General features: G+C 34.9%; 25 protein-coding genes. 15 read left to right on the top strand and 10 right to left on the bottom strand.

What is annotated here, in order from left to right; translation table 11 throughout:
• Positions 1-105: 105 nt before the first annotated feature.
• The 3 genes from AR685_RS12000 to AR685_RS11990 all read right to left on the bottom strand — a co-directional run bounded on the left by AR685_RS12000 (position 106) and on the right by AR685_RS11990 (position 2,227).
• Complete coding sequence (locus AR685_RS12000) at positions 106-807, bottom strand: hypothetical protein (protein WP_047445536.1); 702 nt, start codon at positions 805-807, stop codon at positions 106-108.
• Position 808: 1 nt separating this feature from the next.
• The gene (gene gldC, locus AR685_RS11995; protein ID WP_047445533.1) at positions 809-1,135 is read right to left on the bottom strand and encodes a gliding motility protein GldC; all 327 of its coding nucleotides are present in this window, start codon (positions 1,133-1,135) and stop codon (positions 809-811) included.
• Positions 1,136-1,240: 105 nt separating this feature from the next.
• On the bottom strand, positions 1,241-2,227 hold the full coding sequence (locus AR685_RS11990; RefSeq protein ID WP_059124720.1) for a hypothetical protein: 987 nt from the start codon (positions 2,225-2,227) through the stop codon (positions 1,241-1,243).
• 41 nt (positions 2,228-2,268) lie between these two features.
• Between AR685_RS11990 and AR685_RS11985 the strand changes: the two genes are divergently transcribed.
• The 5 genes from AR685_RS11985 to AR685_RS11965 all read left to right on the top strand — a co-directional run bounded on the left by AR685_RS11985 (position 2,269) and on the right by AR685_RS11965 (position 5,180).
• Positions 2,269-2,802 (top strand): GNAT family N-acetyltransferase, encoded by a 534-nt coding sequence (locus AR685_RS11985; RefSeq protein WP_059124719.1) that lies wholly within the window; start codon positions 2,269-2,271, stop codon positions 2,800-2,802.
• 9 nt (positions 2,803-2,811) lie between these two features.
• The gene (nadE, locus tag AR685_RS11980) at positions 2,812-3,603 is read left to right on the top strand and encodes an NAD(+) synthase (protein ID WP_059124718.1); all 792 of its coding nucleotides are present in this window, start codon (positions 2,812-2,814) and stop codon (positions 3,601-3,603) included.
• A 112-nt stretch (positions 3,604-3,715) separates the two neighbouring features.
• Positions 3,716-4,198, top strand: coding sequence for a ribonuclease domain-containing protein (locus tag AR685_RS11975; protein ID WP_047445528.1), 483 nt, complete (start codon positions 3,716-3,718; stop codon positions 4,196-4,198).
• Between the two features lie 16 nt (positions 4,199-4,214).
• Complete coding sequence (locus tag AR685_RS11970; RefSeq protein WP_117584640.1) at positions 4,215-4,796, top strand: matrixin family metalloprotease; 582 nt, start codon at positions 4,215-4,217, stop codon at positions 4,794-4,796.
• Positions 4,797-4,874: 78 nt separating this feature from the next.
• Complete coding sequence (locus AR685_RS11965; RefSeq protein WP_047445524.1) at positions 4,875-5,180, top strand: barstar family protein; 306 nt, start codon at positions 4,875-4,877, stop codon at positions 5,178-5,180.
• A gap of 75 nt (positions 5,181-5,255) precedes the next feature.
• Here AR685_RS11965 and AR685_RS11960 read toward each other — a convergent pair whose 3' ends face one another.
• The 3 genes from AR685_RS11960 to pafA form a co-directional block, all read right to left on the bottom strand.
• Complete coding sequence (locus AR685_RS11960) at positions 5,256-7,484, bottom strand: redoxin family protein (RefSeq protein WP_059124716.1); 2,229 nt, start codon at positions 7,482-7,484, stop codon at positions 5,256-5,258.
• Between the two features lie 3 nt (positions 7,485-7,487).
• Positions 7,488-8,393 (bottom strand): ABC transporter ATP-binding protein, encoded by a 906-nt coding sequence (locus tag AR685_RS11955; RefSeq protein ID WP_047445520.1) that lies wholly within the window; start codon positions 8,391-8,393, stop codon positions 7,488-7,490.
• Positions 8,394-8,498: 105 nt separating this feature from the next.
• Positions 8,499-10,142 (bottom strand): alkaline phosphatase PafA, encoded by a 1,644-nt coding sequence (gene pafA, locus AR685_RS11950; RefSeq protein ID WP_059124715.1) that lies wholly within the window; start codon positions 10,140-10,142, stop codon positions 8,499-8,501.
• A gap of 104 nt (positions 10,143-10,246) precedes the next feature.
• Between pafA and AR685_RS11945 the strand changes: the two genes are divergently transcribed.
• The 5 genes from AR685_RS11945 (at position 10,247) to AR685_RS11925 (ending at position 15,263) form a co-directional block, all read left to right on the top strand.
• The gene (locus AR685_RS11945; RefSeq protein ID WP_131777622.1) at positions 10,247-11,167 is read left to right on the top strand and encodes a hypothetical protein; all 921 of its coding nucleotides are present in this window, start codon (positions 10,247-10,249) and stop codon (positions 11,165-11,167) included.
• Positions 11,168-11,195: 28 nt separating this feature from the next.
• Positions 11,196-12,908 carry a S41 family peptidase gene (locus AR685_RS11940; RefSeq protein ID WP_059124713.1) on the top strand — a complete coding sequence of 571 codons (1,713 nt, stop codon included), beginning with the start codon at positions 11,196-11,198 and terminating at the stop codon, positions 12,906-12,908.
• A 109-nt stretch (positions 12,909-13,017) separates the two neighbouring features.
• The gene (locus tag AR685_RS11935; protein WP_059124712.1) at positions 13,018-13,737 is read left to right on the top strand and encodes a hypothetical protein; all 720 of its coding nucleotides are present in this window, start codon (positions 13,018-13,020) and stop codon (positions 13,735-13,737) included.
• Between the two features lie 101 nt (positions 13,738-13,838).
• On the top strand, positions 13,839-14,420 hold the full coding sequence (locus AR685_RS11930; protein ID WP_059124711.1) for a TetR/AcrR family transcriptional regulator: 582 nt from the start codon (positions 13,839-13,841) through the stop codon (positions 14,418-14,420).
• A gap of 51 nt (positions 14,421-14,471) precedes the next feature.
• Positions 14,472-15,263 (top strand): SDR family NAD(P)-dependent oxidoreductase, encoded by a 792-nt coding sequence (locus AR685_RS11925; RefSeq protein WP_059124710.1) that lies wholly within the window; start codon positions 14,472-14,474, stop codon positions 15,261-15,263.
• A gap of 4 nt (positions 15,264-15,267) precedes the next feature.
• Here AR685_RS11925 and AR685_RS11920 read toward each other — a convergent pair whose 3' ends face one another.
• Positions 15,268-15,642 carry a Fur family transcriptional regulator gene (locus tag AR685_RS11920; RefSeq protein ID WP_059124709.1) on the bottom strand — a complete coding sequence of 125 codons (375 nt, stop codon included), beginning with the start codon at positions 15,640-15,642 and terminating at the stop codon, positions 15,268-15,270.
• 82 nt (positions 15,643-15,724) lie between these two features.
• Here AR685_RS11920 and AR685_RS11915 point away from each other — a divergent pair, with 82 nt between their 5' ends.
• From AR685_RS11915 to AR685_RS11900, 5 genes are all read left to right on the top strand, one after another.
• Positions 15,725-16,633 carry an NAD(P)/FAD-dependent oxidoreductase gene (locus AR685_RS11915; RefSeq protein ID WP_059124708.1) on the top strand — a complete coding sequence of 303 codons (909 nt, stop codon included), beginning with the start codon at positions 15,725-15,727 and terminating at the stop codon, positions 16,631-16,633.
• A gap of 132 nt (positions 16,634-16,765) precedes the next feature.
• Complete coding sequence (locus AR685_RS11910) at positions 16,766-17,605, top strand: hypothetical protein (RefSeq protein WP_131777621.1); 840 nt, start codon at positions 16,766-16,768, stop codon at positions 17,603-17,605.
• A 61-nt stretch (positions 17,606-17,666) separates the two neighbouring features.
• On the top strand, positions 17,667-17,813 hold the full coding sequence (locus AR685_RS18140; protein ID WP_165592813.1) for a hypothetical protein: 147 nt from the start codon (positions 17,667-17,669) through the stop codon (positions 17,811-17,813).
• A 30-nt stretch (positions 17,814-17,843) separates the two neighbouring features.
• Entirely contained in the window at positions 17,844-18,413 is a 570-nt protein-coding gene (locus tag AR685_RS11905; RefSeq protein WP_059124706.1) for a Crp/Fnr family transcriptional regulator, read from the top strand.
• Positions 18,414-18,488: 75 nt separating this feature from the next.
• Positions 18,489-18,878, top strand: a complete 390-nt coding sequence (locus AR685_RS11900; protein ID WP_047445497.1) for a RidA family protein — start codon at positions 18,489-18,491, stop codon at positions 18,876-18,878.
• Positions 18,879-19,181: 303 nt separating this feature from the next.
• Here AR685_RS11900 and AR685_RS11895 read toward each other — a convergent pair whose 3' ends face one another.
• From AR685_RS11895 to AR685_RS11885, 3 genes are all read right to left on the bottom strand, one after another.
• Entirely contained in the window at positions 19,182-20,108 is a 927-nt protein-coding gene (locus AR685_RS11895; RefSeq protein WP_047445495.1) for a malate dehydrogenase, read from the bottom strand.
• Between the two features lie 161 nt (positions 20,109-20,269).
• On the bottom strand, positions 20,270-20,821 hold the full coding sequence (locus tag AR685_RS11890) for a biliverdin-producing heme oxygenase (RefSeq protein WP_059124705.1): 552 nt from the start codon (positions 20,819-20,821) through the stop codon (positions 20,270-20,272).
• A 10-nt stretch (positions 20,822-20,831) separates the two neighbouring features.
• Entirely contained in the window at positions 20,832-23,042 is a 2,211-nt protein-coding gene (locus AR685_RS11885) for an ATP-binding protein (protein ID WP_047445490.1), read from the bottom strand.
• Positions 23,043-23,178: the final 136 nt, after the last annotated feature.

The following is a 23,178-nucleotide window of genomic DNA, read 5'->3' as shown; positions in this document are numbered from 1 at the left end:
TAATTTTTTGTTGAAAGCTGAATGATAAAACTGGATCTTAGTATAAACTTTCGATATCCGGCTTTCTAACATTGTTTACTTATTTATTTTTTCTGTTTGTAAGATTTATTCAAATACAGCAACTTTAAAAAAGCTTCTTTTTTTCATATAATAATCTCTTTGAAGAGAAAGTCTTTTTCCATACTTCAAATCATGTATCACAAATAGTAAAAAGAGATGAAATGAAGTTTTTTGCTTTATTCTATCAGAGAATATTTCTTCCTTAATGGTCTCATTACTTTCATTCACATATTCAATTTCCAAGAACTCCTCAATTCCTTCATTATCTCGAAAAGAGTATTTCCATGATACAATTTCCCAAGGAATTATTCTGGTATAATGTTTAAGGTGTACATTTTTAAATTCCAGTATACTGTAACTTTCATTTTTCACAAAAGAATATTCTGACGGAATATTATTCTCTGAAATAAAGGCCTCACAATCTAAGTTTTCAATAAAGTCTTCAATTTCTTTTTTTGAGAAATTTTCATGAATATTATATTTCCTATCCCCAAAATATTCTCTAAAAAAAATATAACTGATGATGTTTTTTTTATCCTTAAAATATTTGTGAGCAAATAATTTCTCAAACACAGGAATCAAAGCTATATAAAAAATGATAACCCCTACAATCCAAGCAATTTTGTAAGAAGCCAGATTAAATATGACAAGGAAAATGACGTCTAAGATAAAAGCAAGAAAAAAAGAAATATGACTTATTCTGTTCTTAAGTCTTACATATTTAAAAAAATCCTGCAACGAAAACATCTTACATTTTTATTGCCGATTTCACAGCAAATTCTTCTGCAATATCCTCAATCCATGCAGCAACATCGTCTTCTCCGGTCGCTCTCTGATACGTATTTCCCATAGAAACAAAAATCTGATGCATGAACATTTTCATTTGATCTACCGGCATATCTTTCGTCCAGAGATCGATTCTTAAAGCTTCTGATGTCTTTTCATCCCAAACAGAAATCATCACTGCCTTGGTTTCTTCTTTTTCTACACCGCCATCCGCTGCATTCCAAGTCATCAATTCTGGGATGTGATTTTCATCCAACTCTACATCTATTGTTATTTGAGTCTTTCTCATTTTTCCTATTTTTTCTACTATTTTTAATCAGTTGCTAGTTCTCCGTTAATAGTTTAGAAATAAATCCCTTTCATTTCCATCAACTTTCACTCTGTCAACCCAATTTTATTCTTCTAATTTTGGTTTATAACCCGCTTCATTAAAAATTTGTGTAGCATCCATTTTCAGGAAGTCTACCAATTTTGTTTCAGGTTTCTTTTTTAAATATTCTCTGCAAATCTGCCAACCGGTAAAAATTCCTACCATCGGAGATGAACTGTTATCAATTTCTGTGTAAAATTTTGAAAACGGACCGGGAGCAATGAAACGTTCTGCCAATCTATGATCATCACCAAAAATCAGATTGTTCTCAACGAAATAATTATAAATATTAGCTTCGTTGGCTTTTGACCAATCGTATTGCTCTTTCGTATAATCCATTTTCAAATAATCAGGAATTTCAGGTAAAAAAGCATCCTGTAAAGTCATAACCTTACCGTTATATACCAATAAATCAATAAATTTCTGACTGTTTCCTGTATACGGAACAATATTCTCCGCAAACATTCTGGATACTTTCGGAACGATATTGCTTGGGTTCATTGATTTTTGAAAATACAGTTCTAATCCTTTATAATTAGCATTTTTATCACCCATAAATCCTGAAATATCGATGAACAGAAAATTGGTTTTATCATCATACAGAAGAGGATCCTGAATCATCTGTAAAGCCGATGAAAAAAGGAAAACTTTTGGACTCTTAAACTGTGGAAAATAAAATTTAATGTGTGAAAACAAATCCTGAAGCTCACTCTGCAACTTCTTCTGATCAATTTTGCCAATTGCCTCCTTGTAGATTTTTATTTCCTGAGCATCAGCTCTCCTTTTGCCAAAATCTTCATCAGGAACAGTCCCCTGAAACCACGGAAACTTCGACGTGAATTGCTCCAAAGGAACATTCTGATCATAAAATTCTTTTGAAATATCGGTGACCTCCACCTTTTCGGCAGGATTTTTTATTTCTACCTTCCAGTCAGTTTCCTGTTCTTTTTTACAAGAGTTTAAACTTAAAACTAAAAGGCATGAAAGTGCGGCAATTCTAAAAATCTTCATTATTTTTACATGAAATTTAAGTCACAAAAATAAGGAAATTAATGGCAAAAATATTCATCGAAACAGAAAGACTTATTTTAAGAGAAATAATTACTGAAGATGCTGAAGCCTTTTTTGCAATGGACAGCAATCCGGAAGTCGTAAAATATGTCGGAACAAAACCTCTTACCCACATCAGTCAAAGCGTGGAGATGATTGAAAATATTCGAAATCAGTATACAGAAAACAGAATCGGAAGATGGGCCGCTATCAATAAAGAAGACGGGAAATTGGTCGGCTGGAGCGGATTAAAATTGATTAAAGAAATCAATAACCATAAAAACATCCACGATCTTGGGTACCGTTTCACACCGGAATATTGGGGAAAAGGCTATGCCACAGAAACTTCAATTGCCGTTTTGAATTATGCTTTTAACGAAATGAAGCTCGACCAAGTTTTCGCCTACGCTGATGTAGAAAATGACGCATCCAACCATGTTTTGAGGAAATTGGGTTTTGAGGAAAAAGGCACTTTTATTGATGAAGGGGACAATTGTTTTTGGTACCAACTTAAAAAAGAGAATTTTACAAAATAAAAATATACAATGCAGACACAAAAAGTAATAGATCATATTGTACATTGGCTGAAAGATTATGCAGAAAAATCAGGTGTTAAAGGATATGTCATTGGTGTTTCCGGTGGTGTAGATTCCGGTGTGGTGTCTACTTTGGCAGCGATGACCGGTTTAAAAACTTTATTGATTGAAATGCCAATCCGTCAAAAAGAAGATCAGGTAAACCGTGCGTGGGAACATATGGATGATTTAAAATCAAAATTCCCGAACATTGAAGCGATGTCTGTAAATCTTTCCCCAGCTTTTGAAGAATTGTACAAAACTTTTGATGTTCACGATGATGAGTTTCCGAACGAAAAGCTGGCTTTTGCCAATACCAGATCACGTTTGAGAATGCTGACTCTATATTATTACGGACAAATTAACGGACTTTTGGTCTGTGGCACAGGAAACAAGGTGGAAGATTTCGGAATTGGTTTTTACACGAAGTACGGCGACGGTGGTGTAGACATCTCTCCTATCGCAGACCTTTACAAAACTGAAGTGTATGCCTTGGCTAAAGCTTTAAATTTGGTAAAAAACATCCAGGAAGCCATTCCTACAGATGGTCTTTGGGATGCCGAACGAACCGATGAAATGCAGATTGGTGCCACTTATCCTGAGTTAGAAAAAATACAGAAAGAATGGGGAACAAAAACAGAAGCAGACTACAGCGGAAGAGATCTGGAAGTATTTAAGATTTTCAGCAGAATGAATAAGGCTGCTCAGCATAAAATCAATCCGATTCCGGTGTGTGATATTCCGGAAGAATGGAGAGCTTAAATATGATTTTGCCTTGTAAGTGAATTATCATTTATGAATTTTTGCAATTCGACATCTATTTTTAAAATTGATAATTCGCTAACGAAGCTAAATTAACCATTGATCTAAAACTATGAATCCTAAAATACGCTCGGTACTTTTTGCCTGCATGGGACTTCTTTTCGGGATGTCTGTGATGTATATTTATAATAATTTTATTGCAGAGAAGAAAGCTCCAACTAAAACTGAGACTGTCTCGAAAGTTGCAAAAGACCAATCTGAAAGGCAATCAATAGATGAGCTCACGAAAGAGAATACGGTAATCAATTACGTCAAGCAAAACCATCAGCTTCCTGATTATTATATTACAAAAAATGAAGCCAAGAAATCGGGATGGAATCCTACTCAGGGAAATCTCTGTGAAGTTCTTCCTGGAAAAGCCATTGGTGGAGATTATTTTGGAAACCGTGAAGGAAAACTTCCGAAAGGTGAAAAATATTTTGAAGCTGATGTCAATTACAACTGTGGAAACAGAAATGCAGACCGGATTGTTTTTACTCAAAAAGGCGATGTTTATTTAACTAAAAATCATTATAAGAGTTTTGAGAAGAAGTAGTTGGTTACTTTTTACATTGATCTTTTTATTAATTTTCTCCTGTATCGATAAAAAGACCAGTCTCTTAAAAAATAATAAAGAGGCGGTTATTTTGATTCAGCCTTTCACGGATATGAATTCTGTGACTACGAAATTTGTTGCTGATGAAATCAAAAAAATTTATCCGCATGTGAAAATTTTAGACGCAATAGATTTGCCAAAATCAGCCTACTACAAAGACAGAAATCGTTACAGAGCAGATTCAATTATTAAACTTCTACGTCAAAAAACGGAAGAAGGATTTGTCACAATAGGCCTCACAACAAAAGACATCAGTACTACAAAAGGTACAATAAAAGACTTCGGAGTCATGGGATTAGGATATAGACCGGGAAGATCATGCGTTGCATCCAATTTCAGGTTAAATAAAAACAACAGGAACGAACAGTTTTTCAAAGTGGCAATTCATGAAATTGGGCATACACAAGGTCTTGAGCATTGTCCGGAAAAATCTTGCTTTATGAGAGATGCGGAAGGTAAAAATCATACAGACGACGAAACTGACTTTTGTACCGACTGTAAGAACTTTTTAAAAACTAAGAACTGGAAGTTTGACTAGTGCCTCATTGCTTTTTCGTTCCACTTCTTTCACTGACAATAAAACCCATACATTTGCACATTCTTAAAAAATAAAACTATGAATACAATATACATTGACTTCGCAGACCTTGGAGATTACGAAGATTTTTATGCTCAGCTTAAAGAAAAGATAGAGCTTCCGGCTCATTTCGGAGATAATCTGGATGCCCTTTCAGATGTTATTTCAGGGGAGCTGAAGATGCCTCTTCATCTAGAATTTGTCAATATGAGCGTTGATCAGCTAGAAATTTTTGAAGATTTACTGACCACCTTAGAAGATACAGAAGATGAGGTGGAAGATTTTTCTTTTGCCTACTACCTGGAGCAGTATGATGATGAGGAAGAAGAAACTACAGAAGAATAGTAATAGGTATCAGAAACTAAAAAAGGCTTCCCAATTTTATATAGGAAGCCTTTGTTGGTCTAAAGTGAATTTTCACTAAAAATTAATTGTTATCTCATCATTATCAGAAACTTCATCAATTATATTTTGAAAGTTGGTTTCATCAGGTCGAGGAAGATTGGCATTATAGATTTTTCCTTGGGGATCAATCATCATAAAGCGTGGAATTCCTGATACTCCCAGATGATTCAGAACATTGGGATCTGAGATCCACCATTGAACGACCGCAAATTTTTTATTCTTCAGATCAAGTTTCCACTTACTTTTATCTGCGTCGATGCTTGCCGATAGAAATACAATCTTGTCATTGTTAGAATATTTATTTGCCTGATATTCAAATACAGGTGATGTTTCGCGACAAGGTGCACACCATGTTGCCCAAAGATCAAGAACAACATATTTACCCTTAAATTTTGATAAACTTACTTTCTTCCCAGATTCATCTTCGAATGCAATTAGCGGAAAAGGTTTTCCTTTTTGCTGATTGTTGATAATCTGCAGCTGGCTTCCTACAAAATTCTGATATTTGGGGTTTTGAAACTCCGAAAACTTATTTTGAAAAAGCAGATTACGTTGCTTTTCATCTTTTATCAGATTCATCATTTTTAGCATTTGAAACGACAGAAGCTGATCTTTTTCCAGACTTTTCGGCATTTTTGAAAGCTTTACAAAAACAATACTGTCAGGATTTTTTGTTCCTTCTTTTGGAAGAAATTCTTTAATCCTCCAGTTTTTATATTCTTCATCAGACAGTAACATAGAGACCGGTTTTTTCACAACATTCTGAAGCTCCTTCATTAAATCAGCCGGCGGTGCAAATTTTTTGTCGGTAAAAGAAGTCATCTTTTGATAATCGTAAACAGCATTTAAAAGATTGACTGCATTTTTTTGCTGCTGAAACTGTCTGAAGTCATCAGAAAAATAGATATTTTCTTTTGTACGGTATTTTCTAAGATATTTTTCGCCATCTTCCCACTCTTCTTCTGCAGCCTCATAAAACTTATCCGGTTCATTAGTATACTGCTTAGCTTCAACAATGTATGAAAAAAACATTGAGAATTTCTGAGCTTTTGAAATAATGTACTGATCTTCCGCTTTTCGTGTACCTTTCAGAGTAACCACAAAATGCTTTGGATCTGTTTTAATATCAAAAAAGATATCATCACCCTTTGATAAAACAAAAGGATATTGTTTTTTGTCAACAATTAAAATATAGGACGCCAAGTCTACATTTCTTTTAGATTCCCAAGAGAATTTCCCATCTTTTACAGGAATTTCAGCGAGAGGTTCATTAAGTTCTTCGGAAACTATTTTAACTGTTTTAATAGTGTTTGGAGCAGCAATAGTGCCTTGAATAGAAGTTATATCAGCATTTTTAGTGGGATAAAATGGCTTCGTAATTAGAAAATAAATTCCTGTAAATACTGCAATACCAATCATCGTTTTCAGAATGATTGCATTATTTCTTGCAAAAGCATTTTTGAAACCTCTTCTACTGTACCAAATGTAGCCTATTACAAAAAATAGAACAGCCCAAAATAAACTCAGATATTCAGAATAATTAAAAAAGTGATTCAGTTTATAAGAATCTTTGTACTGTAGTGCGGTATCGATATTATTATACGGAGAATAATCATATGTTTCTTTTCTAATACTGGCAACCACATTGCCTACAAATCCTACAAATCCTATCACAAAAGGCCATACAAAACCCGGGATAATAACAGACAGCATCATCTGAAGTGAAATAATTCCCAGACTTAATACAAACATTCTGACAAAAGTCTGGAAAACCCAATATAAATCTATCGCATATCTCAGATTTTCCTGCGGAAATAACGCCTGCGCTAAATATCCAGTGAAAATGGTTGCAAGGAAAAATATCGTTATAGAAATGGTGGTAAGGGTAACCAGAACTAAAAATTTCCCAGTGTAAATACTTAGTTTACTTAAAGGTTGGGTTTCTAAAAATGTCCAGCCGTTATTTTTATGATCAGTCTGTGCAATTCTGGTTGCAGCAATAATGATGAACAGCAACATAAAAAATGTTCCGTAAGGTCCTACGGTGTCTATCAATGCATCCTGCGTTGTTGTGGTAACCACTCCATCGTATATTCTTGCATCTTCAGTCAATATCTGAAACAACATGCTGATCAGCGGAAGTAAAATAGCAAAGACTATTGCCGAATAGAGCAGTCCGAGATTCTTTGTTTTGAGCCACTCTGCGGCAAAGGCGGTTTTTATATATTTAAATTCTGTATTCATGTTTTAGTTTTGTTTTGTAATTTCCATAAACCATTCTTCGAGACCTCCTGCTGCTGAAATTTGAAAAATCTGAGCACCGCTGTTGACTAAGAGTGTATTGATTGCTGCAATTTCCATTTGAGAATTGGTGACTACAGCAATTTCGTTCTCAGATTTGAGTTCTGTTTCGTATTTCGTTTTTAAAATTTCATTAAATTTTCCGGCATCATTCATTTGGAATTTCGTTTTCTGGAATTTATAAAGGTCATTCAACTCTTCTTTACTTCCTTCGAATTTTATTTCGCCATGAGAAATAATCCCGAGATGAGTCACCATTTTATCAATTTCTAGCAGTAAGTGACTTGAAATGAAAATAGTCACGCCTCTTTCGCGGTTCAGTTTGATAAGAAGTTCACGCACTTCGAGCATTCCGTTGGGATCGAGTCCATTTACAGGTTCATCCAGTACCAGAAGTTCAGGACTGCTGATTAATGCCAAAGCAATAGCGAGCCTTTGCTTCATTCCCAGAGAATACTTTTTCATTTTAATATTTCGGGCATGTGAAAGACCAACCGTTTCCAAAACTTCGTCGATAGCTTCAGTATTCAGTTTTTTGATGATGCATACAATTTTCAGATTGTCATAACCAGACAAGTGATCGTAGAAAGCGGGATAATCGATGAGTGAACCAATATTTTGTAAAGCTTTAGGATAAATATCAGAAACATTTTCATTAAATACTTTTACCGCATTGGTATCATCATTAAAAAGTCCCATGATTAAGCGCATTGTCGTTGACTTTCCTGCCCCGTTTGCGCCGAGGAATCCGTAGATTGAACCTTTAGGAACCTTTAAATTTACATTTTTCAGAATGAGTTTCTGTTTATCGAAACCAAAATTGAGATTTTTGATTTCTATGATGTTGTCCATAGTTTTTTTTAATAGGTATTAAATTTCACCAAGTTGTTACATATTAAGCAAAAAAAAGCACCTACAGGGTAAGCGCTTAATAATTTAATCTTTTTTAAAACTGATTTATTTTCCCAAAACTTCCATCAAAGGCTGTCCCACGTTTCCGCTGGGGTTTTCAATTTTTAAAAACTGTGCGATTGTAGGTGCAATATCAGTCATAAAATGCGAAGCATTGCTTTCACCGTGAGGAACTTTCCAACCCATAAAAATCAATGGGATATGAGCGTCGTATGAATTCCAGACACTGTGTGTGGTTCCTTTTTTGGCATAATTGGGAAGCATTCCGTCGTGCGAAACAATCTGAATATCACCGCTTCTCTGCCAGTTGTACCCATTAATGATTCTCGTTTTTATTGGCTCTGGAATTGCTGCATTGCCAACATCTTTGAGATCTACGGCATACAGTACACGGGGATCTTTATTTAAGTTTTCAATAATGCTTTTTTTAATTGCGGTTTCATCTAGTTTTTTCTCTTTGATCAGTTTGCTATCAATATAAATCTGGTAATTATCTATTCCCAAAATCAGTTTGCTGGCAGCATATTTTGCTTCTAATTCTGCACCCAAATTTTTCTCTAAACCGTCATCAAAGAACCCGGTCATCATTTTATTTTCTTTCATGTATCCTTCCGCATGCGCCCCGCCATGATCTGCTGATAGAAAAACGAGATATTCGCCCTTCCCTACTTTTTTGTCAAGCATTTTAAAGAAATTTGCCAATTCAATATCCAGTCTCAGATAGGTATCTTCTACTTCAATGGCGTTGGGACCGTACGCATGACCTACATAATCTGTGGAAGCAACATTAATTGCTAGAAAATCGGTAATCTGATCTTCACCAAGTTGATATCCTTCAATTGCAGCTTCAGCAAATTTCAAAGTATATGAATTTCCAAACGGTGTTGTTCTCAGTACGCCCTTATTTGCTGCGTAATCAGCAGCAAGATTATTGTACGGGAAAGTTGGACTTTTAGCTGTTCCCACGGGCTTTTCCCAAGGCACATCGTCTCTTGTACTTTCTGTGTACTGATCAATCGGTAACAAAGTATTCCATCCATTAGCTACCAATTTCTCTGCTAATTTCTGATCATTAAACCGATTCACCCATTCTGGCAAACTGTTCATGTAATAAGAACTCGTCACAAAATTTCCGTTAGTTTCATCAAACCAGAAAGCTCCTGTCGGATTATGACCTGCGGGCAAAATAGAGGCTCTGTCTTTTAAAGAAACCCCCACCACTTTTGACTGAAAATTACTTGCCATTCTCAGCTGATCAGTAATCGTTGTACTCCACAGATTTTTCGGGGAGTGACCACCAATTTTATCATTTGTACCAACACCTTTCATTTCGGTATCTTCGGTGCAGTATACATTTTTTCCGGTTGCTCTGTCTGTCCAGTCATTTCCTGCAATTCCGTGGATCGATGGCACAGAACCTGTGTAAATGGTGGTATGCCCAATTGCAGTTACGGTCGGAACGTAAGGAATCATTACATTATTAAATGAAAAACCTGAATTCAGTAGTCTTTTGAAACCGTCATCTCCATACTTATCGTAAAAACGATATAAATAATCCCACCTCATCTGATCGATTACCAAACCCACTACCAACTTTGGTTTTTCCAACTGTGACTTTTTGTTTTTTTGAGCATTCACCGTCATTAAAGAAATGAAAGTAACTGCAGCAATCGTAATTTTCCTTAGCATTGCATAACTTTTTTGTGACCACAAATTTAAGGGTTTTCAAAGTTTTGGTATGTGAAATTTTATTTAAATTTAAACGTTATAAGATTTAATAAAAACTACATCCAATGAAACTTAGATTTTTCTATCTGTTTGCATTCCTGCTATTCTGTCATCATGTATTGGCTTATCCCATTGCTCCAAGGCCGTTAAGAAATCTTATTATAGAATCCGAGAATATTGTATATGGAAAGGTTACGGCAGTTAAAGAAAATAAAGAACCAGTACAAGGCTGGGCCGAATCTCATATTGCCGTTATTACAATCTATGAAGTTTTACAAGGCAAAATACATCATAAAGGAAATGTAGAAGTCTATTTCTCGCCAGAATTTTCATGCCCGATGCCTGCACATTATGAAAAAGGTGAGACGGTATTGGCATTTTTAGATAAAGAAAAAGGAAAAAACATCTATAGCACCCATGCGCTATCGTACGGGGCAAAACCGATTAACGGTAAAGAATATTCTCATTACAGAAACCGTATCCTCGAAATGAAAACTATTTTAGAGATCAAGGATGAAGAAGAAAAGAGAAACAAAACGGTAGATTGGCTGATCCTCTGCGCATCTGAGGAATCTACGAGATGGGAAGGACTTTACGAACTTTCTCCCGAGAGCGATTTTATGTCATTTTATGATGATAGAAAAGAAACATTTTCAAGAAATTTTAAGTTAAATGATGACCAGGTACAAAAGCTGAGACATCTCTTTTTTAAAATAAATAAATTTGAATATACTGATCTAGGGCTCGTTGATTTAATTGTAAAAGAAGATGACCTGGAAGTTCTCAATTTTTTGACGATGCATTTTAAAAAAGCTGAAAAAGACTTCTTTTGGAGTGGAAATTTCCTAATGAAGAAAATTGCCGATCTCTCAAAGCGAGATGATTTGAAGATGATTATTAAGAAAAAAGACGAAATGGATATGTTGGATGAAAATTATGAAAAAAAGTCAGCGGACTATATGAGAGAGTTTGCTCAAAAACTTTAATTTTCCCTTTGTTAATCGCTATTAAATTATGAAAAGACTTATCATGCTGTTGACCATCGTACTGTTTCAGCAAACACTGTATGCACAAACCGAACAGCACTATATTTTTCTTAAAACCTGGAATTTTCTTAAATATTACCATCCTGATCTTGCCAGCGGTAAAATTGATGCAGACAGTTTGTTTTTAGGTAAAATCAAAAGCATTAATTCTAAAGATGATTTCAATTCTGTAATTGCACAATTAACTCAAAATTTAAATAAAAATCTCATAACTCCAGCTCCGACTGAAACTTCAAAAGATATTATAACGAAAAATCAGAATTTTGACTGGTTCCGGAACAACAAAAAAATAAGCGCCAGCAATAAAGATTTGCTCAACAACATCTATCAACATAGATATAATTTTGAAAACCTGCCAAAAGACAAACTGGTAAGTGATGAAAAAAAATATCCATTCCCGAAAACCGAAAATTTGCCTTTAGAATATCGTTTGCTGGCTATGGCGAAAATACAGGGAGTCGTAGATTACCTCTTCCCTCATAAGTATATCATGGACAAAGGTTTTGATCAATATTTCAGCAATAGTTTAGATGAGAGCTCCACAGTACATTCGAGAAAAGATTTTGAAATTATTTTAGCCAAATTGGTTTCAAAATTTAAAGACAGCCATGCGCTCAGTTTTTACAAACAATTAAATTACAGGAAAGATATTTATCACATGACCTATCTTGCACCTTTTGATTTTCAGATTGTTGATGATCACATTTTGGTAACGCATCTTATCTTACCTGAACTCTGTTCAAAAGCTCAGATCAACGTGGGCGACAAAATCACATCCATCAATGGTAAAGGGATTTCGCAAATCATCAGAGAAAAAGAAGAACTGCTTTCTACTTCAAACAAAGAAAAGCTGGTATATGTTATTTCGAAATTTGAAAATAATCTCATCTGGCCTGATGATCTTCCTCAAAAAACTTTAGAAATAAAATCAGCCAAGGTCAACAGAAAAGTTTCTGCAAAAATCGACATGATCGACACTTCCAACAAGGAAAAGTATGAGATTATTGTTAACTATCTTCAAGATAAAATCAAGAAGCTGGAAAGCCGCAGAATTACCCATAAGGATATTGCTTACTTTAAAATCAACGAAACATTAGGCTTCATCAACAATGTGGATGATGACAAGATAGATGCAAAGATGGACAGTATTTTAGGTAGTGCTTCACAGAAAAAAGCTGTTGTTTTTGACATGAGAGCTTATCCGGATTGGGGTGGTTTTCCATATCATTATATCTATAAATACTTCTCGCCTGCTGAAAATTATTTTGGAAAATATTACAAACCCAATTTAAAAAACATCGGCACATTTATCTATCAGGATTATGATTACTTCCCCTCAATTCCCAATAAAACAACACACAGTTACAAAGGAAAAGTTTTTATTCTCGTCAACCCGGAAACCCGAAGTGCAAGTGAATGGTATTCAATGAGTCTGCAGAAAATATTTCCGCAATCATTAACTATTGGTCAGCAAACTTCCGGTGCAGACGGAGATTTGGTTAAAGTGAATCTTCCGGGAGATTATCTTTTGGAATTTACAGGAAACGGCATATTTTATCCCGATAATTCTCAAACCCAACAAACAGGCATTAGAATCAATGAATTGATAAAGTATAAAGATTCTGATATTTTAGATAAAAAGGATTTGGAGTTTGAAAGAGTTTTAAATTCTCTAAAATAATTGATGGCATCATTTACTATTTAACATTATTTTAATTATTTTTCGCCCTCTTTAGCACCAATTTTGCTGCCACACAAAACCATAATCACACTTCCCAAAATATTGAATTATGAAGAATATGCTTTTGATAAATGTTTTATCAGCACTTACGCTTTGGTCATGCAGCAAGAAAGAGCAACCTGCACCTGAACAAGATCCTATCTCGATTACGTCTAAAACAGAAGAGCAAGAAGAAGCAATTTCAGATACAGGCTACAACATCAGCAAAATTCCGGTTACTGATAAATTTCGCGGAACATTTCCTTATTTCAAGCTTCCTGAAGGATATACATTTACCGACCCGAGCTTATATTACGGCGACGGGCAAACCAAAGATTTTGACAAAGAATACTTCTATGATCACGGAACTTACACTGCCATGGAAGGAAAAACTTTTAAGGCTGAAATAAGAATTTCTGAAGCATTTAAAGATAAAAAATTCTCTCCACTGGAGATTCAAAAGAGTTTTGATGAGTTGATAAAAAATGTTGGTGGTGTAAAAATAAATACCGGTGAGCCTCTGAGGGAAGGTGAAGATGAACGGATAAAAAAAGAAGATCCAGAAGCATACAATTTAGGCTACATGCACTCCTGCAACAATTGGAAAAACGTAAACACCTATATCATCAGATCTACAGACAAAACAGTTTTCGTACAATACAATCTTGGAAAAGAGCAGACCAGTATTACGGTATTGGAAGCTAAGCCATTTGAAAATAAAATGTCTATTATAGTAGAAAAACCAAAAGCAGATTCTGCAGATACAAAGAAAAATATAGGCAAGAATTAAAATTATTCCAAGCATTAAAACAAATTTTATTCTGTTTTAATATAAAAATGTATGTTATTAAAATATTTTCACTAATTTTGTATCGATCATTACAAAATAAAATGAGAGGAAGACCCAATATTCACGATAACGCAGCACTGATAGAAAAAGCGCAAGATATTTTTTGGAAAAAAGGTTACACTGCAACGTCCTTAAATGATTTATTGACCATTACCGGTGCAGGAAGCGGAAGCTTTTACAATACTTTTAAAGGCGGAAAAAAGCAGGTGTTCAAAGAAGCAATCAACCAAAGAAGAAAAGCTTTTACTGATTTCAAAACCGAACTGGATAACAGTGAAACGCCGATAAAATTAATTAAAAATTTCTTCCGGGCTGTTGCCGATGAAACCGAAGCTTCCCATTTGCGCGGCTGCATCATCGCCAATACAGTTGTTGAAATGACCTACATCGACGAAGATTTGGAAAAAGAAGCAGTACAAATTCTAAAAGAAGTGGAAGAAATGTACACTAAAGCTATCCGAAAAGCTCAGGAAAAAGGAGAATTAAAAAATACAACCGAGGCAGCGATTCTAGGGAAATACCTGATCACTTTCTGGTGCGGTCTGAACACTTTGAGACGAATGTACCCAGACCAAAAAATACTGTCTCAACAAATAGAAATGCAATTGGCTGTCCTCAGCTAATTTTTTTATCCATTTTTGGATTAATCATTACAAAAATAAAATTTACATACAATGAATTTAGAATTGACATCAAAAAAAGCATTCATCAGCGGTTCAACACAGGGAATTGGATATGCAATTGCACAACAGTTATTACAGGAAGGCGCAGAAGTCATCATTAACGGAAGACAAAAAGAAAAAACTGAAAAAGCTGTTTTACAATTAACAGAACAATTTCCTAACGCAAAAGTTTCAGGTATCGCTGCCGATTTCTCAAATAAAGAGGAAGTGACTCATCTACTCGAACAACTGAATGACATTGATATTTTAATCAATAACGTCGGAATTTTTGAACTGAAAGATTTCGACATTATTTCTGATGAAGATTGGTATCATATATTTGAAGTGAATACGATGAGCGCCGTCAAATTATCCAGAAAAATAATGCCAAAAATGCTCGAGAAGAACTGGGGACGAATCCTGTTCATTAGCAGTGAATCGGGTGTAAATATCCCCGGAAATATGATTCATTATGGAATGACAAAAGCTTCGCTGATGGCTATCAGCAATGGTTTATCAAAATTAACCAAAGGCACGGAAGTGACAGTCAATACCATTCTTGGCGGACCAACTTATTCAGATGGTGTGGCGAGAACTGTTGAACATTTCGCACAAGTTCAAAACGTTACAGTTGACCAGATGAAAGCGGTTATTGTTCAGCAAACCAATCCAGATTCTTTGTTACAGAGATTCATCGACCCAAAAGAAATTGCCAATCTGGCAACTTATCTTTCTAGTCCATTGTCTCTTGCGACAAACGGAGCAAGTCTGAGAGCAGATGGTGGCGTTTTGAAAACTGTATAAAGTCCTAAGTACAATCTTTACAAACTCCTGTCAAAATACAGTTCACGCTTTCCACCTGATAACCTTGTGGTAAAGAAAACTGCACCGGAACCGGCAGACATTCTATGGTCTGACAATTCGTACACCGAAAGTGAAAATGATGGTCTGCCAGTTTCTTTTCTTCACACTTGATGCAGACTGCAAAATATTGTTTTCCGTCTTCTGCTACGATACGGTGAAGAATTCCATCTTCGCAAAAACGGTTCAGCACACGGTAAATCGTAGCACGATCCATATTCACATCAACATTTTTTTCAATAGCATCCTGACTCATCGCCTTCCGGGTAGTGGTGAGCAATGTAAGAACGGCTTCTTTGGTCGGGGTACTTCTTCTTTTCATTTTATTAATGCGATTAAGTTGCAATAATAAAAAATTATTCTAACTTTGGCAAGAATTTAAACAATAATTACAACTATAAAATATGAAACAGCCTGATTTATTTGACGTTATTATTATTGGCGGGAGCTACGCCGGACTTTCCGCAGCAATGACTTTAGGACGTTCACTACGCAATGTTTTGGTGATTGACAACGGAAAACCCTGTAACGAACAAACGCCACATTCTCAAAATTTCCTGACTCAGGATGGCAAAACACCGAAAGAAATTTCAGCATTAGCGAAAACTCAGGTTGAGAAATATGACACGATTAAGTTTTATGATGGAAAAGCTGTTTCAGCTCAAAAAACAGATTTTGGATTTGAAATTACAAACGAAAACGGTGAAAAATTAGATTCAAAAAAACTGATTGTCGCGACCGGAATTCGTGACGAAGTTCCAAACATTAAAGGTTTCAAAGAATCATGGGGAATTTCATTAATCCATTGTCCGTATTGCCATGGTTATGAATACAAAGGTAAAAAAACGGGAATCATTGCCAATGGAGACAAAGCCGTTCATATTTCTTCTTTAGTTAAAAATTTAACTGAAGATGTTACGATTTTTACGAGAGGAAAAGCCAATTTCACTTCTGAACAATTGGAAAAACTTAAAAACAACCAAATCGAAATCATTGAAACGGAAATTTCAGAACTGAAAAACGAAAACGGCTATGTAAAAAGTCTGGTCTTTGATGATGGTAAAGAAATCGATTTTGAAGCGGTTTACGGTGGGTTTCCTTTCACTCAACATTCTGACATTGCCAAATCTTTGGGTTGTGAAATGACGGAAATGGGTCACATAAAAATCGACCAATTTCAAAAGACCAATGTTGTAGGATTATTTGCGTGCGGTGACAATTCTAGTGCGATGCGCTCGGTTGCCAATGCGGTATATACAGGAAATGCTGCCGGAGCGATGGTGAATGCGGAATTGGTGTCAGATTGTTTTTGATTTAAAAATAATTATATATTCTGTTATTACAATTCTTACAGTGATCGATCAGAAGTAATTCATAAATCTCGAGCTGAAAAAAATCACTTTCATTAGTTTTAAATTTAATGTATTTTTACAGCAAAATTGACCTTGAAAACTAATAGATGCAGACATATTTTACTTTTAATTATTTTGTCATTATTTGGAAACAGCTGTCATACAGATGACTCTATTGAAGAAGTTGCACAAGAAAATCCGCAACAGAATTTTGTAAAATTTGAAGCCTATCATTTCATGTATATGCACTATCCTAGCGGAGTGATGGCAGGCAACAATAACGGTGTTGTTCAAATTGAATATGATAATCAAAACCGACCAAAAAAGCGTATAGGAGGACTGCTTCCATTATCAGGATCAACAGGCTTCAATTACATTTTAACTACGGATTACACTGAAGAAATTACATACGGAAATAATGAAATATTGCTTAGAGTGAAAATGCCCTCACCCTATAATGTTGATGTTTTAAGAACTATTTTTAAAACAGAAAATGGTAAAATTACAAGAAAGATAAAAATTGATACCTACACCAATGATACGATAGATTATTTTTACAACAATGACAGAATTGTGAATTCTCTTCACAAAAGAATATTTCCTGTATCAGATACGAAGTACTATTATAATTCAGCAGGAAATGTAGACAGTATTGTGAGCAGACCTTTTCTCTACAATCAAAACACCCAAACTTGGCAGGTAGATAATTCTAGTAAATACCGAACTTTACAAACTTTTAAAGATTATGATAACTCTCCGAATCCTACAAAGAAATTAATGCTTTTTGATGAAATATTCAACAGATCATTATCTGTAAACAACTACAAATCCTACGAATCTCGATCTTACGATTTTAATGGGAACCTCGGTAATTTTTCAACAAAAACTTGGACTTTTAATAATATCAATAACCAAATAAAATTTACCAATTAAAATTTATCTTCATTAACCCCGTATAATTCCTTCAAGTTTTTATGATGAACAGTTTGCTCTGATGAATCCTGATATTACCGGATTTAATATTTATGATGTTGACGGCAAAGAATTGGATTTGAATGAATACCGAAAAAATGAAAGAATATTGGCAAAGAAGAAGTTAGAAAAAAATAACAATTTTCTTAATCTCGAACTCTACAAATAATCGGCGGAACTGATTATTAAATCAAACTAAATGAATGTCCTCAAAAACCATATCAACAAAACAATCTCTTTAACCGACGAAGAGTTTTCGGTTGTTGAATCATTTTTCACAGAGCAACATTTTAAAAAACGTGAAATGATTATTAACGAAAATGATCAGGTTGACCATGTCTATTTCATTGTTTCAGGTCTTCTAAAACTTTTTTATACCGATGCTGAAGCTAAAGAACACATCATTTCGTTTTCCATGGAAGATTGGTGGGAAAGCGATTATGCAGCATTCTATACCCAAACCAAAGCAACTCAGTCCCTGCAATGTCTGGAAGATACTGTTGTTTTAAAACTTTCTTTTAATAATTATCAGCAACTCCTGACTGAAGTTCCCAAAATGACCGATTTTTTTCTGAAAAAAGCCATTGGGGGACACATTTCAAATCAAAGAAGAATTCTTTCACTGATGACGATGAGTGCAAAAGAACGGTACGAACAGTTTCTGAAATACTACCCTTCCCTTCTGCAGAGAATACCTAAAATCACTTTGGCCGCTTACCTTGGTCTTTCGCGCGAAACTCTGAGCCGCTTTTTTCTGGAATCAAAATAATTGTGACGCAGGTCACAGTATAAAATTTTCAGTTCTGCCGAACTTTGTTCCATAATTTAATTAAAATATTTCAACATGGAAAAAAGAATCATCAACCCGTGGACTTGGCAGGACGACAGAAACTATGCACAGGCCGTAGAAGTTAAAAATGTTCAGAGCACATTGTATGTTTCCGGGCAAACCGCCATCGATGACAACGGAATTACCAGCGATGACGATATGAGAACGCAGATCAGTAAGACATTTGAAAATCTGGAAAAAGTAATTCTACAGGCTGAATTTGAATTGAAAAACATTGTTCGGTTAAATGTTTATACAACAGATCACCCGGCATTTTTTGAAAATTTTGATATCTGGCAAAGTTGGATCACAAAGCATGGAATTCAGCAGGCAAGTACCGTAATCGAAGTTAAAACTTTGTTTGAAACGCTGAAAGTGGAAATGGAGGCGACAGTTGTGAAGTAGTTTTTTTTTACGGAAAAACTCTACCACATCGTCAGTTCGAGTAGCGGAGCGTATCGAGAACTTTTATGGCTTTCTTAATCATCATGATTTTCATCGATCTTAAAATAAGTTTTGGCTAAAGCCAAATTTGAAATCTTTAATTGTGGTCGGGTTAAAGCCCGACCATTTTGATAAAAGACTGTAGAACCTTGTTCTTGTTCTAATCACCAAATACAAAAAAAATTACAAACGCACCTATTAAGACGGTAATAAACAAAAACAGCGCACCAAAAGGTGCGCTGTTTTTATATAAAGTTTAATAAATTAAAACTTCAAATCACCATTTACTTCTCTTACTGCTTGTGCAGCTTCAGCAAATTTAGCTTTCTCTTCTTCAGTTAAAGAAATGTTCACGATGCTTTCAACACCGTTTTTCCCGATAATTGCAGGAACACCAAGACAGATATCGCTTTCGCCATATTCTCCGTCAAGCATTAATGAACAAGGGATCATTTTTTTCTGATCACAAGCAATTGCCTGAACCATTACAGAAACTGCTGCACCCGGTGCATACCAAGCTGAAGTACCTAACAATTTAGTTAATGTTGCTCCACCTACTTTAGTTTCTTCGATTACATATTTTTGTTTAGCATCGTCTAAAAACTCAGTTACCGGAACTCCGTTTCTTGTTGCTTTGCTCAATAGAGGAAGCATTCCTGTATCACTGTGAGCAGCGATTACCATTCCGTCTACGTCAGAGATTGGAGCTTCTAAAGCTTCAGCCAATCTGTATTTGAATCTTGCAGAATCTAAAGCACCACCCATACCGATGATCTTGTGCTTAGGAAGACCTGAAGTTTTGTGAACCAAATAAGCCATTGTATCCATTGGGTTAGAAACCACGATGATGATTACTTCAGGAGAATTTTTTACTAAATTTTCAGTAACTTCTTTTACGATTCCCGCGTTGATACCTATTAATTCTTCTCTTGTCATTCCCGGTTTTCTTGGGATACCAGAGGTGATAACTGCTACATGAGAACCAGCTGTTTTGGTGTAATCTCCTGTTGTACCTGTAATTTTTGTATCAAATCCGTTCAGAGATGCAGTCTGCATCAAGTCCATTGCTTTTCCTTCAGCAAAACCTTCTTTGATATCTACTAAAACTACCTCTGAACAGAAGTCTTTCATTGCGATGTATTCTGCACAACTTGCTCCTACAGCACCTGCACCTACTACGGTTACTTTCATAATATTTTTATTTATTGTTTTTAATGGTATTATGGAACTTTACAGTTTCATAATCTTGCTTTTTTATTATTATTTTGTTCGTTAAATTTTTGCTTCCCAAATGTACAAATTCCCGAAAAATTGAGCAATCTTTCGGGAATTTTAATTATTATTTAAGTAAATTAATTAACGTTTAGTAAAAATGCATATAACTTTTTGGCTCCTGACAATACTTCGTTATAGTTTTCTCTGCTTACCTCAGAATCCAAAACTTCTTTAAAGTTCTTCCACATCGATCCCGTATTTTCTTTATAACATCCAAAGAAATTAAACGTTACATCATCAAAACCCTCAGTCTTCGAAAGCTGCTTCGCAATAACATTTCCACCCAAAGTAGAACCTTCAATCACGTACATCGCTCCCAAAGCTTCATTTTCATTAGCAAATTCAAGGTGATGACTTGCCGTTTGATTTTCTATCGCTAAACTTGCAAGATCTTTTTCAATTAAAGGAAGCTTTACTCTTTGGTCTAAGTGAAGTTTTTCCGCAAATCTATCAGAAAGACTGCTGAATATTTTGTTTTCACTGTGAAGCAACATCAAATAATTCGTATTGATGATTTTTTTATAATCTTCTACAGTGAAAGTTTTGCTGAAAATTTTATCTGAATTAAATAGTTTTTCGGCTTCATCATGAAACTCTGCTGTGTTTTGTTTTAGAAATTCAGATACCATTTTTTTTAATTTAAAGTTGTTTCACAAATTTAGGGTTTTGAAACGTTAAAATAAAACAAGTTCCATTATTGCTGCTTTCATAATCGACATTTCCGCCAATCCTGTTCATAATTCGGTGAACAATTGATAAACCTATTCCATTTCCTTTAAATTTTCTGGCATTATCCATCCTGTTAAAGATCTTAAACATTCTATGTTTTTCAGATTCAGGAATTCCTATACCGTTATCTGTTATCCTGTAGACAATATTTTCTCCATCTTCCATACCTTCTATGAGAACCTCAGGAAAATCTTGTTTTGATGAATACTTGATCGCATTGTTGATGATGTTTAAAAACACTTGATGTAATAAAGTTTTGTCGGCCAGAACGCTCGGACAATCTTTAATGACCACCACACTTCCAGGACTGTCAAATGTCAACTTTGCATTTTCAGTAATCTTCTCTATTGTATGTTGAGTTTCTATATTTTCGAGTTCTATTTCGCTGTGCTTAGCTCTACTCAACTGCAGAACATCGTGCATCATTTCCGCCATATTGTCGATTTCGTCGATGATAGAACTTATTTTATGCTTGTTTTTATCAGAAAGATCAGAAAGACTTTTCAGCAGCATCTGAGCGTTCAGTTTCATCACCGTCAGCGGAGTTCCCAAATCATGCGAAATGGTGTATGAAAAACTGTCTAATTCTTCATTAACTTTTTTAAGCTGTTCATTGAGTCTTTTGATGGTGACGTATTGTCTGTGAGAAGCTTCTAAAATCACATCGCGAATTGCCTGGATAGCGATTTCGTTTCTGCTGCTCCATCTTCTTGATTGTCCTTTGATTTCTTCTTTAAAGATTTCAAAAGACGTTCTTGGCGAAATAATATTACGCTCTTCTCCGTTTTGAGAAAATACTCCGATTTTCTTTTCAGGATTTCCTGCCCAATTGATGTGATCATCAAATTCTTTTCGGAACCAAATGAGTAATTCGTTTTTATTTTTTTCAACAAAATAAATAACGATTCCGCCTGCGGTTTCATCAAGCCCCAACTCACCTCCAAAATCTCTAAGAAAACTGCGGTTTATATATACGGTCTCATCGGTGTTTTTATACGCCCAGTCTACAATTTTATGGATAATATTACGATCCGGCGTGACACCCTCAGTCACCACATAATTTTCTGAAACAATTGCCAAACCATCAGCTTCAGGTAGATTTTTGATCTCAGATTTACTTTCTACAAGTGAATCAAATAAGGTATTGTACTTTAAAAATTCAGACTTTAGCTTTGAGGCTTTTAAGCTTAAGTCCATACGGTATTCTAATTCTCTCTTTGACTTAAAAGATGAGTAGGCATTAGAGGCCAAAACGGTGAAAATTCCCGCCTGTACGCGATCTTCGAGATCGATATGCTTTGCTTCTGAATTCTGACAGGTTACGAGCCCCCAAAGTTTGTCATCAATAATAATCGATACACTAAAACTTGAAGACGCTCCTGAGTTTTTGACATACTGCCCATGAATAGGAGACATCGCACGTAATGATGAAAACGTAAGATCAATCGTATCGATTGTTTTGCTCATTACCTTTACCGGTTCTGCGTAAACATCACTGAATATTCGTTTTCTTTTCTTTTTATAGAGTTCACGTGCCTGTCTCGGAATATCAGATTCAGGATAATAAAGCCCTAAATAACTTTCTAAGTTGCTGTTTGCTTTTTCGGCAATCACCTTTCCTGAACCGTCTTCCATGAATTTATACACCATGATACGGTCATAGTTGATGATATTGAAAAGCGTACTTAAGAGTTGATCCCAAATTTCCTGAGCATTATCAATGATGTAGAAATTATCGTATTTGTTGGTAATTCTTTTGTTAGGATTTTCTAAAAGTGCTTCAAATTCAAGAAAAATATGATTCTGACTACGGAAAACCGAAAAATGATACTGTTGTTCACCAATAAAAATTTTGTCGAAGTAAGTTTCGTTATCTCTTCGAGTCAGATTTTCCAGGGATTCAAAAATATCAGAAGCCATGACACTTTTAAAAAGATCTGGGAAATCTGTCATTTTCTTTCCAAAAAAAACTTCAGAATTTTCAACAGTAAAAATATCTGTAATATTTTCACTGAAAAAAGAAATAGTATGAGATTCTGAATTGATGCCAATCAGATAACCAAAACTTTGTATGTAACCCGGAATATGTATGGGCTCGTCATGACATTCAACAAAATTCATAAATAACACTTAAAGAATCAAAGTTAAACATTTTTACTTCCTGATAAACACTTTATGGTACCCAAGTTGAAATTTGTACTGATTATTAATAAAAATTATTATTTTTTAGTATTAAATTAACATGAGTATTTGATTA

It is taken from the genome of Chryseobacterium sp. JAH (assembly GCF_001507335.1).
GTDB lineage: Bacteria > Bacteroidota > Bacteroidia > Flavobacteriales > Weeksellaceae > Chryseobacterium.
Note: the sequence above shows the minus strand (reverse complement) of the source record. Positions and strands in the feature narration are given on the sequence as shown.